Genomic DNA, 15918 nt, shown 5'->3' with positions numbered 1-15918 from the left:
AAAGTTTCGTAACAAAACCCACGGGTATCTTGACAGTTGTCCCCAATCGGGCTAATCTCTCTGTTTAAGGTTGCTTTAGTTCAACGACAGCAACCCGTGTCCGCCTCAAAATCTAGTAACGCTGCCCAATGCCGCTTGGAACCGGCAATGGACAGCTTGACCCCCACACTGTAAGGAGCAGTATGGAGGCTAACAGAGAATTTTAACATTCTCCGTAGCCACCCTGCTTTGCGCTGCCTGCGGGATGGCTAGATTTTTTGGTTTCCAATCCAAGAAACAGGAGAAAATATCATGGCACAAGAGTTTTTGTCAGACGCTATCGGATCTGCGCGTCCTTCTTCCGAGTCAGAAATGCCGGATCGGGAACCAATCCGGTTTCTGATTATCGGTACCCGCGAGGGAGTAATGGAAGAAATCAAGAATTTTTTCGCCATCGGATTTGCGGAAGTTGACGAATGGAGTCCCTTGACGCCAGTACCCAAAACCGACTTGGTGATGACAATCCTAAGACATTCCACCGATTCATCGACTCAGAAGTCTGGACGGTAAACCCCAAAACCAAAACCCGCCCTGCAATCAATTGCAGGGCTAATAGCCAAAGTCCACTTAAGTGGACTGGGGAGTAGCGTCAGTCTTTAGTCCACTTGAGTGGACTTGCGCTATAAGCCAGGGATTTTAATCCCTGGCTGGTTAATGCAACAAGCACAAAATCTTAGAAGTCGGGTTTGTTTGAGGCTCCGGCCTCCGAACTGGGAATGAGGCCAGAGCCTCAGCAGGTGCGTTACCAGGCCGGAGCCTGGTAACGAGGGGGGGGTTATTTGCCGTTGCCGTTGGTCTTGCTGTTACCGTTGCTAGGTGTTGCTAGCACTTTTTCAGCTACTTTATCCGGCACTTCTTGCAAATGGTCGAACTTCCAGCTAAAGGAACCAACGCCCATTGTCAAACTCCGCAATTCCACAATAAATCCTTGCATTTCGGCTTGCGGCAAATAGGCAGAAATCTTGTCCCAACCTTTCCAGTCAGAACGACCTTCATAACCTAAAATTTGCCCGCGCCGTCCTGTCAGCAATTGCATCACTTTGGACGTATATTCCTGTGGACTTGTCACTTCAACAGAGGTAATCGGTTCTAACAGCGTGGGTTCGCATTTTGGCATCCCTTCTTGCATCGCCAAACGCGCTGCTTGTTTAAATGCTTGTTCCGAACTATCCACCGTATGATACGAACCATTAGTCAGCGTCACCGCTACATCTACCACTGGGAAACCCAACGGACCATGTGCCAAAAACTCCCGCACGCCGACTTCCACGCCAGGAATATATTGCCGTGGAACCACTCCGCCGACTATTGTTTCTTTGAAGTTGAAACCTTCTCCACGGGATAAAGGTTGAATATCCAAATAAACATCGCCAAACTGTCCGTGTCCGCCGCTTTGGTGCTTGTAGCGTCCGTGAATTGATTTGACGGGTTTGCGAATCGTTTCTTTGTAGGCAACTTGCGGCAAGTGGGTACTCATTGGCAGGTTATATTTGCGCCGCAGTCGGTCTAAGGCTACTTGCAAGTGTATTTCACCTTGTCCCCACAAAATGACTTCGCGGGTGTCGCCGTGTTGTTCCCAAGCTAAAGATGGGTCTTCTTCAATTAACTTGGCTAAAGCGCCGCTAATTTTCACTTCATCGTTACGCTTTTCTGCGGTAATTGCTAAAGCGTAAACGGGTGTTAGTTGTTCGGCTTTGGGCAATTCTTTTGCTTGATTCGTGGCTATAGTATCGCCGGTTTTAATTCCTTCCATGCGTCCTATCGCCACAATTTCACCCGCTTGGACTTGTTGCAGGGTAATTTGTTGTTGTCCCATCAGGCGATATAAACCACCCGCACGCACTCCGTTAAGAACCGTGCCATCGGTTAAGTTACCTTGCCAAACTCGCACTAGGGAAAGTTTGCCGCCTTGGGGGGTGAAATAAGTTTTGAGAACTTGAGCGACGGGGGTATCGTTTTTCAGGGTAATTCCCCGTTTTTGGGCTGTGGTTTCTGGTTCTGGTGCTTCTCTCAATAGTGCTTCTAAAAGCGGACGGATGCCAAAATCTTTTTCGGCGACGCCAAAGAATACTGGGACGATTAAATCTGCGCCTAATTCCATTTTTAAGTCGCGCAGAATCTCTTCTTGGGGTGGATTAATTTCTTCTAGGAGTTCTTCCAACAGGTGGTCGTCAAAGTTGGCTAATTCTTCCAACATTTCCGTCCGCGCTTCTTGTTCTTGTTCCTTCAATTCGTCGGGGAAGGGTACGGGGTCGGCGGCGGCACCTGGATGATAGTGATAAGCTTGTTCGCTGACTAAATCGATAAATCCAGCCAGATTTTCTCCCTGTCCGATGGGATATTGATGGGGAACTAATGGACGACTAGAAACAGATTTCAGGGCGTGTAATACGTCCATGAAATTGTTATTCGCCCTGTCCATTTTGTTGATAAATACCAGGTGGGGAATTTCCCAGTCGTCGAGGAATTTAAACAAAGGCGCGAGGGTGAGGACGCGATCCGATACTGGTTCGCATACTACAATCGCTGCATCCACCCCCACAAGGGCGTTATACGTTTCTTGAGCAAATTCTACCGAACCGGGACAATCGAGGAACGTGAACCGCACGCCGCCGTATTCGGCGCAGGCGGCGGATACTTCCACGCTCATTTTGCGATCGCGTGCTTCTTGTGCGCTATCTCCCACCGTGTTACCATCCTTCACGGCTCCTTTCCGGGAAATAGCGCCCGTCACAGATAACAAACTTTCCAACACCGTAGTTTTTCCGCCCAAATATGGGCCAACTATAGCTACGTTACGCGCTAAAGAAACCACTTTTTCGCTCATATTACCTCCATTCGGCTGCACATGCGGGGTTTTCTATCCCAGCAACAGCCGTCTATTGCAGAGTTGACAAAAGGTGTCCGGATATACCGTAGGCTCTCGATTTATTCTGTAAATTGATTTTGATAAAAGTTTTTCGCTCGTACCAAAATCCGTAGAGTAAAAGCGATTCTCAAATTGTTTGCCGTTGAGCCTACTTGGTGGGGATCGCCTTATCTCGGTACGTTACCTTGTCTTTAGTCCGAGTTTAACCCCTCTTTAACCTTTTTTTATAAAAATACCAGTTATTTTTACAATTCCACCCCTAAATTTTTAATTCAAAAAAACTTTTATTTCAGAATAATAAGTTTTATAGAAAAAAGTAAAATTTAGGTGAACAAGGTATGACCCATGACCGGAAATATTAAAACACGTCGGCGGGGTCGGCAGAGCGAAGTTTGCGCGTGGCGATCGCACCGGAAACGCCGCACATAAAAACTGTCAGCAGCATCACCAATAAGGCGCGGTCAATTTTCATCGCCACGGGTAACAAGGTGGCGGCATAGGTAAGCTGGTACAATCCCAAAGACAGCAAGAAACCAGGAATATAACCCAATACGGCTAAAATTAGCGCTTCTTGCATCAAAGCACCCAGCAAATAGGCATCTGTATAACCCATTGCCTTCAGCGTGGCATATTCTGGCAGGTGATCCGCTACATCGGTATAAAGAATTTGGTAAACAATCACCGTACCAACAATAAATCCTACCACAACACCCATACCAAAAATAAAGCCAACTCCCTGACTTTGCCAGTAATCAATTTCAATTTTGGCAAACTCTGTAGGTGTGAGAACTTTTACATCATTCGGCAAACCTGCTTTTAGTTGCTGTTGGATTTTTTGCACGTCAGTACCGGGTTTCAGGTTAATTAATCCCACATCAATTTGATTTGCCTGACGGTCTGGAAATAATTTAAGAAAGGTAGAATCGCTGGTAATAATATTCCCATCCGCACCAAAAGAAGCGCCCAAGGTAAACAATCCAATCGTTTGGATAGTTTGCTGATTCACCTGCGCTTCCACCGTTCCTCGCTGTTTAAATAAATCTGGAATCTGGCCGTATTCCGGTCTAGAAGCTCGGTCAAACAAAGCCCGATCCAGTAATTTTATCCCCTCCAGGTTTTGATTCACTTCTGGAAAGTTAAACGGCGAGTTAGCCGGGTCAATTCCCCAGACTAAAATACCCCGTTCTAGGAGCGTTTCCGGATTGCGCCACTGGGCGAGGCTGACGTACAGCGGACGCACAGATTTTACCCCATCATAAGCCAAAGTCTGCTGCAATCGTTCTCTGGGAAAGTTTTTAATATTGAACAAAGTTTGAAATTGGGGATTTGTTAATACTAAATCTGCCTGAAGATTTTGGTGAGCTTGAGTAGCGCCAGTTAACAGCGCATCGAGCATTCCCAATTGTACGAACATCAGCATATCGGCAAATCCAATACCTGCCAATGCTACGGCGAGGCGGGATTTGCTTTTGATTAACTGGAGCCATGCTAGCGGAGTTTTGCCAAACATAATTTCACTCTTTTTTTTGCATTCAGTTATCGTTATGGCTGCTAATTGCTAATGGCTAATGGTTAATGGTTAATGGCTAATGGCTCATGGCTAATGGCTCATGGAGCGGGCAATAAAAAATGTTTAATTAGCAAGCTTGCAATTAGCCATTAGCAATTAGCAATTAGCCAGCAATTAGCCAGCAATTAGCAATTAGCAATTAGCAACTAAACAGGTTCTCGCTTCATTGTCCAAATGCAGGCGCTATCCCCTGGTAATTCACCCTGCCACAAAACTTCAAACCCATGTCTTTTGTAGAAACGGATGGCGCTTTCTGTAGAAGTTTGAAGGTAGCAGGGTAAACCGTCGCTATCTGCTTGTTTGAGGACGGGTTGTAGGAGCGTACTACCAATTCCTTGATTTTGATAGGCGGGTGCGACGCCTAGCATAAATAGATACCAATGCGGTTTCGGCATTTCCTCGATATGGCGTTTTTCGATGAGCGAAAATAGCGACATAAATCGCCCAGTTTTCTGCCAACCTAATTTGAAAGGCAAGGCATATAAACCAGCTTGCAATAGTTGCAGCATACTTATAGAGGCATGTCCGGGAGGCATCCAGGCGGCGATGCCTTTCAGTTCGCCTGCGGTTGTATAAATCTGGTTATAAGGTTGGCTTACGTCTAATGTCATCCGACAAAACCACTTGAGGGCATTGTATTTTGCTGGTTCTGTTTCAGGAATCAGGTAGCGAAACATCGGATCGTTATAGAATGCATTGGTGAGAATTTCGGTGGCTTTTTCGGTTTGCGATCTCTCTAAGCGTATCGCGTCATTTGTAGCATTTATCACTTTTCCTGACCTCCAACTGTTGAGAGTATTGGTTAAGCGCATATAGGAATGATAGCTGATTTGTGAAACCTTGTTTTTTAATCAACCGATCCAGGCGATCCAGGACGCAGATCAAGAGAAGAAAGAGAAGATTTCACGCATCATTCTCAAGTTGCTTCTCATGCATGGCGGCTAATGGCTAATGGCTAATGGCTAATGGCTAATGCCATAAAAAATGTTAAATTAGCAAGCTTGCAATTAGCAATTAGCAATTAGCAATTAGCGCTTTGAACCATGATTCCTCCTGATATCAGACATTCGTTATAAATAAAGCGATCAAGAATTTACAACTCAATCGCTGTTTGTACTTGCAAGTTGGTCAATCCCGCAACGCGCTTGCTGTCTTCGGGATTGAGGCGAATTTTTATTTCTATAACCCGGCGGTCTAAGTTTTCTCCTGGTTGATTGCTGAAAACATTTTGGCGGTTGACTTGCAAGCCAATTTCGGAAACAATTCCGCGCAATTCTCCGGCAAATGCTTGACCTGTAATAAGTGCTGGCTGTCCCATTTTGATTTTACCTATATCGGTTTGATAAATTTCTGCTACGGCTACCATTTGGTCGGTTTGTGCTAAATCGGCAATGCCGTTTTCGCCGATCTTTTCTCCCACCCTTGTGTTAATTTTGAGAATCTGTCCGGCAATTGGTGCTTTGATATAAGCTTGATTTAAGTCGGTTTGAGCGCGACGGGTGGCGGCGATCGCATTCTCGACTTCCGCTTGCGCTGCCTGTACGTCGGTGGGACGCACTTCTGCTATGCCGTCGAGGGTAGCAGCAGCTTCTCTGACTTGTTCTCTACCCGTGGCATTGATGCGATTCAGTGTAACTTTGGCTTCGCTTAATTGTTTGCTGCCAGTGGTATTAATGCGGTCGAGAATTGCTTTGGCTTCGCTTAATTGCTTGCTACCTGTGGTATTGATGCGGTCGAGAATTGCTTTGGCTTCGCTTAATTGCTTGCTAGCAGTTGTATTGATGCGATCGAGAATTGCTTTGGCTTCGCTGAGTTGCTGTTTTGCCGTCTCTACACTCAAGCTTTTGCTATCAAATGTTGAATTAGAAATTGCCCCTTCTTTGTGTAGCTGTTGATAGCGTTGATATTCTGCTAATGCATTATTTAATTCCGCCTCCAGTTTCTTAATGGTTGCCTGTTGTGCGGTTTTATCTCCTTGCCATTGTGCTTGTATTCGGGCGATCGCTTCAATTTGTGCGGTTTTATCTCCTTGCCATTGTGCCTCGATGCGCGCAATTGTTTCTTGTTGTGCAGTTTTATCTCCTTGCCATTGTGCTTCGATGCGCGCAATTGTTTCTTGTTGTGCAGTTTTATCTCCTTGTAACTGTGCTTGTAGGCGCTCAATTGTTGCCTTTTGAGCCGCAATTTCCCCAGCTTTTGCACCTGCTTTTACTTGGGCGAGTTTAGCAACTGCAACTTGATGCTGTTTTTGCGCCTGCAACAAGGCATCTTGCAAGCGATCGCGCGAGTCTAAAATTGCTACTACCTGTCCTTTCTCCACCCGATCTCCCTGTTTCACCAGCAGTTGCGCCACGCGATCGCCATCTAGCGCCAAAGGTGCCGACAAGCGAATTATTTCTGCTTCCGGTTCCAGTCGCCCCAAAGCTGTTACTTTTGTTACTGGAGGAGGGGTTTCTACCCTTCGAGAGGCGGTGGTTTCTCCCACCCTTCCCCCAAATTGAGAGATGCCGTAGTATGCGATCGCTCCCGATACAGCAGTAGCAACGACAATCAGTCCAATTATCTGTTTATTTAAAGGCTTTGAAAGCAACTGAAAATCCATAAATATAATCTGTGCGGCGGCTTCATTAGGATCGTTTGAGGTGTATAGTTGCAGGAATTTCTTCCCGTCTGATCGTGCCTTATCGATGGAGAAATTCAGTAATTTTTTCCCAATTCCTTGCCCCCGAAACGCTGTATCTACACAGAACATGGCAAGCCAATAGGCTTCAGCTTCATCTTTATTATAGCAATATAATCCTGTATTTCCGCTAATTCTTTGTGACTTTTCATCAATAGCTAATAATTGATTCACCCCAGCAGAATTTTTTGGGGAAATTAACTTTTCCTTAAATATACTTGCTGTAAGACTCATTCTCTCAACCAAGCTTTGATAGGGAAAAGCTTTATTCACCTGAATTGAGTGATTGAGCCTTTCGCGAGATAGTGGTTTTATCTGCATAGTCTTTCTGTTGCTCCAAATAAGCAGTTATCATTTTTCCTAACAGCGCCCCCTGCTCTGACCAAGAGATTATTTCATCGGTGTATAATCGTGCCAGAACCAAACCATCAATTAGAGACGAAATATAGATGACAAACTTAGGATCTTGAATGCCTAAAAGCTTGGCAAACTCTGCCAGCGCTCGTTCTGTCAGTTGTTGTAGTGCTTTGTTCTTTTGCATTTTTTCGCGCCCTTGCTGCTGGTAGAACTCAATATCCAGCAAAAGCTGCTTGAGGAAGTATTCCTCATTTCTAGCAACGAAATCAAATACAATTTCAATCCGCTCTGCCAGGGTTTTAGCCTTTTCTAGCTCGGGCGCAATACTCGCAATAGTCTGTCGATATCTCTCCTCAAACAATTGCACAAACATTGCTTCTTTACTAGGAAAATAGTGATATAAAGTTCCGGTTGAAACACCCAGTTTTTGAGCAATCTCCCGCATGGTAATCGATGCGTAACCCTTAGATGCAAACAGATCGAAGCACTTGCCAAGCAGTTCTTTGCGGTACAGATCGCGATCGACAATTTTAGGCATGAGTCAATAAAATATATATCCAACGTTTGATATATATTTAGCGGCAAGATTGGGCAAGTTGATATCCTCGCCCTTGCTGGTTTTATTTATATCTAACGTATGTTATAGTTATAGCACAGATTGGTGGAATGGATCAAAGTTCGACCAGGAATTAGGCAAATCACCTTTGTTTCTAGGATCGTCGCGGGTAAGTTCTGTAGACAAAATTGGACAGCCTTGGCGACGAGGCGGGGTTTTCGTGGGTTAATCCGGCAAGGTACTTGCTGTCTTCGGGATTGATATCTGCCGAGAAAAGAAACCCGGTTTCTTCATATCACCTTTGTTTCTTTGCGTAAGTCCTATGCTACTTACCAGGCAAAACAATCGCGACTACAACACCATGTGCAATATCAATAGGTTTAGCACTGAGGTTCGGAGTAGACATGGTTGAGCCAACAACTATATCACCATCACCTGCTACTGTAACTTCAGTCCTAGTATACTCACCGATGGCAACAGCTCTTCCTCTACCAATTGATATAGAACCACCGTTTGGCAAGGGCAGTTAAAGTGTAGGTCGCATCTCCCACAGCTAATGCATCAGTCGTAACAATTGTTCCAGCCGAATGAAATTAACTTGTTGCTTGGAACCGTCTCGAAATAGGGCAAATCAGCGACCAGCATACTTCAACTAAATTAACTCAAGTTGCTAGTTATCTCTCTGGGAGCGGCTAATGGCTAATGGCGTTCCCAGGCAGTCGCCTCGTTCCCAGGCATGAGCCTGGGAACGAGGCTCAATCAGTAAAAATCCTATATTAGCAATTAGCAATTAGCCATTAGCAACGCGCTTGTTTATAACTAGCAACTTGCGTTAAATTACTAAAACAATCAACTTGTAACCCTAACATAGTCTCTGCTATACCAGTTGCCAAATTGGCATTAATAATAGCACCCCCTCCTTATAGGAGGGGGTGAAGAGGAAGAATTGTTTAAGTTGGAAGGGGAAATGGGGAGGTTTGATTAGCCAACGCCAAAGTAACTTGCTAGTGCTTCCGAACCACCTATAAGTTTTCCATCAATAAATACCTGGGGAACGGTAGTAGCACCTGTGGCAGCAAAAAGCGATCGCGTTGACACATTTTTGCCCACATAAACCGCTTCATAATCCATGCCGCGTTCGTCTAACATTGCCTTAGCACGCGCACAGAAAGGACAACCTTCTTTGGCAAACATGAAAACCTTTTTCGGCTTCACGGCCTGGGGATTGATATAGTTAAGCATTGTCTCCGCATCGGACACTTTAAAAGGATCGCCCGGTTCTTCTGGCTCGATAAACATCTTTTCAATCGTGCCATTTTTTACCAGCATCGAATAGCGCCAAGACCGCTTGCCGAATCCCAAATCTGTTTTATCCACCAGCATTCCCATGCCTTCGGAAAATTCCCCGTTCCCATCGGGAATCATGGTAATATTGGTTGCTTCTTGCGCCTTTGCCCATTCTTCCATCACAAAGGCATCGTTAACCGATATACAAATAATGTCATCCACCCCATTCTCTTGGAAAACTTTCGCCAATTGGTTATAACCAGGTACGTGAGTGGATGAGCAAGTGGGAGTAAACGCTCCTGGTAATGAGAAAACAACGACCGTTTTACCCGCAAATAGATCGTCCGTGGTCAGATTGACCCATTGGTTGTTCCTACGAGTGCGGAAAGTAACATAAGGCACTCTTTGCCCTTCACGGCTTGTCAACATGTATTTGGTTCCTTGATCGAGCGATCTGAAGCGTACTCGTTATGAGTTTAATTGTCAAGGGTAGAAGCGGGAGAGGGGACAAATTAGGCAGGACTTACGTAAAGAAACCGGATTTCTAGGAAAAATCGTGGAAAAGGAAACTAAAAATAGACTAACAAACAAAGGTGATCGTCTCGTCGTGCGTAAGTGCTGTTAGGGGCAAGCTTTAACCAGAATATCTCGATCTGATGCTATATCTCGTTAAAGCTTGCCCCTACCCATAAATGCAACTTGGTACGAGTGACGCTATAACAGATTTGGCGCGTTAGTTTCAGTTTGAGCAAATAATCGAATTAGCCCCATGATTTCCCCCTCTCTAAAAGATATTCTGATCGTTGACGATACGCCAGACAACCTGCGGGTTTTAGATGCAATTTTAAAAAGCCAAGGATATAAAGTTCGTAAAGCCTTGAATGGGCAGATAGCTCTGAATGCATGTCATATTGCTGCACCTGACCTAATTTTACTCGATATTATCATGCCGGGAATCGATGGTTATGAAGTGTGTCGCCGCTTAAAAGCCGATGCCACAACTTGCGAAATTCCGGTAATTTTTATCAGCGCTATCGATGATGCAATGGATAAGGTAAAAGCCTTTGAAGTAGGTGCAGCCGATTATATTGCCAAACCTTTTCAAGAAGCCGAAGTTTTAGCGCGAATTGAGCATCAACTGAACTTGCGATCGCTCCAAATTAAACTGCAAGAGCAAAATACTTTGCTGCAACAGGCTCTCTCGGATCTCAAGCAAGCCCAGACTCAAATGATTCAGAATGAAAAAATGGTGGCTTTGGGACAATTAGTAGCAGGAATTGCTCATGAAATCAACAACCCAATTAATTTTATTTATGGCAATCTCTCGCCAGCTATTCAATACATACACGACTTGCTAAATCTGATCGATGCTTATCAGCAGGATTTTCCCAAACCACCACCCAGAATTGAAAAAATTATTAACGATATAGATTTAAATTTCCTCAAAGAAGACTTGCTAGATCTTATGGGTTCTATGGGGAGAGGAGCAGATCGCATCCGCCAGATTGTCCTTTCACTACGCAACTTTTCTAGGCTTGACCAATCTGAAATCAAACAGGTGGATATTCATGAAGGAATCGACAGCACGCTGCTGATATTGCAGCACCGACTCAGGGAAACCGCAGCGCGTCCTACCATTAAAGTTATTAAAGAATACGGTCAACTGCCATTAGTAAATTGCTATCCAGGTCAGCTTAACCAAGTTTTTTTGCATCTGTTGAACAATGCCATTGACGCGCTCCAAGAGGGTGGGAAGTATGAGAGAGTAGGTGTTGGGGAAGATTCCCTCTCGCCAGAAAGTGCAAACGAAGCATTCTCAGGTATTTCTAAGGGAATGCTTCGTCCCTCTGCACTACCTACGATTCGGATTTCTACGGAACTGAAGGATGGGAATACGGTTAAGATTCGGATTGCAGACAATGGTTTTGGTATTCCAGAATCAGTGCGCGCGAGTTTATTTGACCCCTTTGTTACCACCAAACCCACAGGCAGCGGTATGGGATTGGGATTAGCGATTAGCTATCAAATTGTGGTGCAACAACATAAAGGAAAACTAATTTGTTGTTCCTCCCCAAGACAAGGCGCAGAATTTGCCATCGAAATTCCAGTGCATCAACCCCAACCATATTAACTTTGCTAATTGCTAATTGCTAATTGCTAATTGGTGATTGGTGAAGTGTAATATTTCCATTACCTATTAACTCAAGTTGCTAGTTATCTCTCGATGAGCGGCTAATGGCTAATGGCTAATGGCGAGATTGGTAAAAATCCTATATTAGCAATTAGCAATTAGCTATTAGCAACGCCAAATTTTATAACTAGCAACTTGCGTTATTACCAATTACCCATTACCAATTACCCACTTACGTTACTACCAAGGAATTGGCTTTCTATCTCGGAAGAATCCACTGGTAGGGCCATCATCGGGCAAAGTTGCCAGCCAAACAATTGTATCAACTCCTTCCTCCAATGACCGGGGTGCATTCGGACCACCCATATCCGTTCTCACCCATCCAGGACAAACCGCATTTACCAAAATATTTGTTTCTTTTAATTCATTGGCAATAATGCGCGTCACTGCATTTAAAGCTGTTTTGGAAATCCGATAAGTGGCATATCCAGTTTGCATATCTTCTAACTGTCCTGCCCCGGAAGAGACGTTTACAACTCGTCCGTAATTGTTTGCTTTCATCAGGGGAATCAACGCTTGACAAAGTAACAAAGGTGCGTAGGTATTAGTTTCAATTGTTTTCGGCAAAGTTTCAATCTTGCTGTTGAAGATACTTCCTTCTGGCCCTAATACAAAATCTAGGGCAATTCCCGCATTGTTTACTAGAATATCTAGCCGTCCAAATTCGTTGCGAATAAATTGAGCTAGATGCTCGATGCTATCTGGACTGGTAACATCAAGAAGATGAAATTTCACATCCAATCCCTCAGCTTGCAATTGTTCTGCCGCAGCTTTACCTTTAGCTGAGTCGCGACTGGTGAGAATGACTTGAATTCCTTGTTTGGCTAGTTGTCGGCAAGTTTCAAACCCCAATCCGCGATTGGCTCCCGTAACAACAGCTACTTTTTTCATATTTTTCCTCTATCTGGAGTTAGAAATTGAGCGAGATCGATCCTGGAAAGCTCGGCATCTTTGGCAAGATGTCTATTAGATCGTACACAGGACTTACGCAAACACCAAAGTTTCTAGGAAAAATCGGCGGTTTGGAACTAGAGATATGCACACCCCTAGCACTCGCGTTCGCAGCAAGAAACTTTGGTGATAGCAACGCGCTTGCCTAAGTCATAGTACATTAGAAACTGAAGAGATTACCTAACAACAATGACGATTACTTGCCAGCAACTGCTGCAAAACCATTCTCAAGCATGGCATGAAGCAACGGTGCATCCTTTCCTGGAGCAATTGCCTTTGCTCGCTATTGAGCCAAGGCAATTTAATACGTGGCTGGTGCAAGATTATCTCTTCGTAGTAGAGTTTACGCGAATGGTGGCGAGGGTGTTAGCGAACGCACCCGCCCATCACTTTGATATTTTACTCGCTGGACTGAGTGCTTTAAAAGATGAACTAAACTGGTTTAAGGAAAAAGCTGCCGAACGACAGCTAAATTTAAAAACAGAAAAACAACCAACTTGCTGGGAATATTGTCAGTACATGGAAAGCCTTGCCGCTATGCCTTATCCAGTGCAAGCAACTGCGCTGTGGGCAATTGAATTTGCTTACAATCAAGGTTGGCAATTGCCGGGATCAATGCCAGAACCTTACAAGGAATTTGCCGAACGATGGGGAAATCCAGGTTTTACGGAATATGTAAAATTATTGGAACAACAAGCCGATGAAAGCCTACAAAATGCATCAGAAAATATGCAAAAGCAAGCAGAAGCAGCTTTTTTAAATGTCGCCAGATTAGAAAAAGATTTTTGGCAGATGGCAATTGATGCAGAATAAACTAAAAGTCGTCCTAGAACCCCGACTTCTTAGATAAGTCGGGGTTCTGGGTGTTATGTTTATTTATACCCAGCTAATTAATCGGAAATATAAAATGATAGCATTGGTTGTAATTTTTAATACGTTGCTCGCGCTGGTCAACTTTTATATAGCTTGGCGAGTGTGGAAAATTCGGCGGGTGCTGGCAGGGGCAACCAAAGCAATCCTGGCAGCGGATCGCAATACCTATAATGTGCTGCATCCAGCACCGCGCGCGATCGCCAAAGGTCAAAAAGGCACCCTAGCATTACGCAACCAGTATGGAAAACTACAAACACAACTGCAACAGCTATTGCAGATTTTGGCATTGATCCGGTTAGGACTGGGAGTTTTGGGACGGCGCCGGACGAAGTTTGATTTTAATGGAGCTGTGCGTTCGCGCCAGCGTGCCTCTGGCATATCGCGCCCGTCTCGATGGCTGAAAAAAATTTTGGCTAAATAATATCATGTCCGCGAGAGATCGGTAGTGTATGGATGGCTAATTGCTAATGGCTAATTGCTAATTGCCTCCAGAGCAGCCATTAGCGATTAGCAATTAGCAGTTACACAACCGTTGCTATTGGACATGATATAACTCAAGTTGCTAGTTACAAGGGCGCCTACGCCAGGGCGGGTCGAAAATTTGGCTTTGATAGCCAAGACCATTTATCCGCCCTTGCCTACGCCGCAGACTCAACCATCCCGATACGCTACGTTGGCAGCGGCGGCGACTCGAACAACCCCGCCGCAGAGCATCACCGCTTTGCCTCCAGGCGCAAAAATGCTCTATCAAGCGAGTTGTCTTGCCACTGGGGCTAGAACCAGCGAGCCAAATCGACTGAGAAACCGTCGCTCATCCAGCCGCGAATCTGTTATCATACCACGTACACGAAACTTAAAACTTTGGCGAATCTGCTTCCGGTTAAAAGCACGATTCGCTCATCTCGACACTATTTCTGTTATGACAAACTCAATTTTACAAAAAATCAAAGCTTCTGTTCGCTCTGCCAACCAATGGTTTTCAGAGACGCCAGAAAGGTCACTAGAACAAGCTTATAATGCCGCTTTGCAGATCAAAGCTATTGAAGACGAACATTTTAATGGCCAAAAAATATCGCCTGAGTCCGCTGACTATGGTGCCAGCGTCATGGCTTATTTCCAAGCCGAGTTAAACAAGTATTTAAATATTGCCAAGCTGCGACTAGCCGCCTTTAACGCCACCTATTCAGTTTTGACCCTTGTCAATCAAAACCCGGTCTCCTCAAATCAATTTGCTCCAGCTACTAGGTCAACCAATTCCAATCGTCTAGGAGCAAGAGACCAACCTACCATCATTTTAGAAAAACTTAAATTCATCGATGATGTAATTTCCAAGTATACGGCAGAAAACCGTCAAACAAAACCAGACTCATCTTTATCTTTAACCGTCGTTCCTCAAAACGTAGAAGCAACCAATTTAAACGGACAGGTTTCATCCGAACAATCAGACATAATAGTCAATCAAATTGAGAATATTTCCGATCAAACCGGAGTTTTACCCAGGTCTATTTTAAGGACTTTCACCAGGTTGACAAGAGAATTAAATCCCAGAGCTGAAGAAGATGTCGTTAAAAAATTCCGCACTTCGCAAGCTAAAACAGCTATTTCTCTCAGATTTATTTTACTTCTAATTGTCATTCCACTTCTAACTTTTCAGATTTCCAAGTTATTCGTTGTCGGTCCGATTGTCGATCAAAACTTTAAAAGCCCGCAGAATCCCATCGGAATCTTCCTGAATGAAGAACAGGAAGAAAAAGCATTACTAAAGCTACAAAGATTTGAAGAAAAGCTAAAATTCGATGTTTTAATCGGTCAATCGCCCGAATTATCCGCGGAAATTATAGAAGAAAGAATTAAAGATAAAGCCAAAGAGCTGGCCAATGAATATGGTCAAATCAGTGCTGACGCGATTAAAAACGTCTTTTCCGATTTGTTTTCCCTAGCGGCTTTTTGTTTTGTGATTTTGACGAGTAGGCGGGAAATTGAAATTTTGAAATCCTTCATTGATGAGATTGTATATGGACTGAGCGACAGTGCTAAAGCATTTATCATTATTTTATTTACAGATATGTTTGTTGGATTTCACTCTCCCCACGGTTGGGAAGTGATTTTAGAAGGAGTATCGCGACATTGGGGGCTACCAGAAAACCGACAATTTATCTTTTTGTTTATCGCCACATTTCCAGTCGTTTTAGATACAATATTTAAGTACTGGATTTTCCGCTATCTGAATCGGATTTCTCCTTCTGCCGTCGCCACTTACAGAAATATGAACGAGTAAGAGAAAATAGGCAAGCACATTTTAGATGTTCAAGTCAAGATTAATAGCGGTAAAAATGGTAGGACTTACGCGCTTGCTTCCCCATTTATCCGAAAAATCTTTGGTTTGGGAATCAGAGATCTACGGTCGAAACCGGGTTTCTTTTCTCGAAAAAATTACGGTGACTACAGCTATCTGTATTAACTCAAGTTGCTAGTTATCTCTCTGGGAGCGGCTAATGGCGTTACTAGGCTCTGCCCTGGTCACGAGGCTAATGGCGAGATTGGT

12 protein-coding genes and 1 pseudogene are annotated in these 15918 nt (G+C 44.3%); 5 read left to right on the top strand and 8 right to left on the bottom strand.

The annotated features are described in order from the left end of the window. The first annotated feature begins 291 nt into the window (after positions 1-291). Positions 292-549, top strand: coding sequence for a peptide ABC transporter substrate-binding protein (locus tag MiSe_RS09505; RefSeq protein WP_226577997.1), 258 nt, complete (start codon positions 292-294; stop codon positions 547-549). Between the two features lie 265 nt (positions 550-814). Here the strand turns inward: MiSe_RS09505 and MiSe_RS09500 are convergent, their stop codons facing one another. The 7 genes and pseudogenes from MiSe_RS09500 to MiSe_RS09475 form a co-directional block, all read right to left on the bottom strand. Then, positions 815-2866, bottom strand: coding sequence for an elongation factor G (locus MiSe_RS09500; RefSeq protein WP_226577995.1), 2052 nt, complete (start codon positions 2864-2866; stop codon positions 815-817). Positions 2867-3266: 400 nt separating this feature from the next. Next, positions 3267-4418 (bottom strand): ABC transporter permease DevC, encoded by a 1152-nt coding sequence (gene devC / locus MiSe_RS09495; protein WP_226577993.1) that lies wholly within the window; start codon positions 4416-4418, stop codon positions 3267-3269. A 206-nt stretch (positions 4419-4624) separates the two neighbouring features. Next, entirely contained in the window at positions 4625-5248 is a 624-nt protein-coding gene (locus MiSe_RS09490; RefSeq protein WP_226577990.1) for a GNAT family N-acetyltransferase, read from the bottom strand. 323 nt (positions 5249-5571) lie between these two features. Then, on the bottom strand, positions 5572-7080 hold the full coding sequence (locus MiSe_RS09485) for an HlyD family efflux transporter periplasmic adaptor subunit (RefSeq protein WP_444980476.1): 1509 nt from the start codon (positions 7078-7080) through the stop codon (positions 5572-5574). Between the two features lie 24 nt (positions 7081-7104). Next, positions 7105-7392: pseudogene (locus MiSe_RS53725) on the bottom strand (GNAT family N-acetyltransferase); the annotation flags it as partial. 31 nt (positions 7393-7423) lie between these two features. Then, the gene (locus MiSe_RS09480) at positions 7424-8053 is read right to left on the bottom strand and encodes a TetR/AcrR family transcriptional regulator (protein ID WP_226577984.1); all 630 of its coding nucleotides are present in this window, start codon (positions 8051-8053) and stop codon (positions 7424-7426) included. A gap of 999 nt (positions 8054-9052) precedes the next feature. After that, positions 9053-9787 carry a glutathione peroxidase gene (locus MiSe_RS09475; protein ID WP_226577981.1) on the bottom strand — a complete coding sequence of 245 codons (735 nt, stop codon included), beginning with the start codon at positions 9785-9787 and terminating at the stop codon, positions 9053-9055. A gap of 340 nt (positions 9788-10127) precedes the next feature. Between MiSe_RS09475 and MiSe_RS09470 the strand changes: the two genes are divergently transcribed. Continuing rightward, entirely contained in the window at positions 10128-11489 is a 1362-nt protein-coding gene (locus MiSe_RS09470; protein WP_226577977.1) for a hybrid sensor histidine kinase/response regulator, read from the top strand. Between the two features lie 240 nt (positions 11490-11729). Here the strand turns inward: MiSe_RS09470 and MiSe_RS09465 are convergent, their stop codons facing one another. Then, the gene (locus tag MiSe_RS09465; protein ID WP_226577974.1) at positions 11730-12440 is read right to left on the bottom strand and encodes an SDR family oxidoreductase; all 711 of its coding nucleotides are present in this window, start codon (positions 12438-12440) and stop codon (positions 11730-11732) included. 249 nt (positions 12441-12689) lie between these two features. On the opposite strand from MiSe_RS09465, the gene MiSe_RS09460 reads away from it, so the two are divergent. The 3 genes from MiSe_RS09460 (at position 12690) to MiSe_RS09450 (ending at position 15651) form a co-directional block, all read left to right on the top strand. After that, positions 12690-13313, top strand: coding sequence for a TenA family protein (locus MiSe_RS09460; protein WP_226577971.1), 624 nt, complete (start codon positions 12690-12692; stop codon positions 13311-13313). A 94-nt stretch (positions 13314-13407) separates the two neighbouring features. Further along, positions 13408-13794: a hypothetical protein gene (locus tag MiSe_RS09455; protein WP_226577968.1), complete on the top strand. Its 387-nt coding sequence runs from the start codon at positions 13408-13410 to the stop codon at positions 13792-13794. 498 nt (positions 13795-14292) lie between these two features. Next, positions 14293-15651 (top strand): proton extrusion protein PcxA, encoded by a 1359-nt coding sequence (locus MiSe_RS09450; protein ID WP_226578028.1) that lies wholly within the window; start codon positions 14293-14295, stop codon positions 15649-15651. Positions 15652-15918: the final 267 nt, after the last annotated feature.

This window comes from Microseira wollei NIES-4236, from assembly GCF_020521235.1.
Taxonomy (GTDB): domain Bacteria; phylum Cyanobacteriota; class Cyanobacteriia; order Cyanobacteriales; family Aerosakkonemataceae; genus Microseira; species Microseira wollei.
Note: the sequence above shows the minus strand (reverse complement) of the source record. Positions and strands in the feature narration are given on the sequence as shown.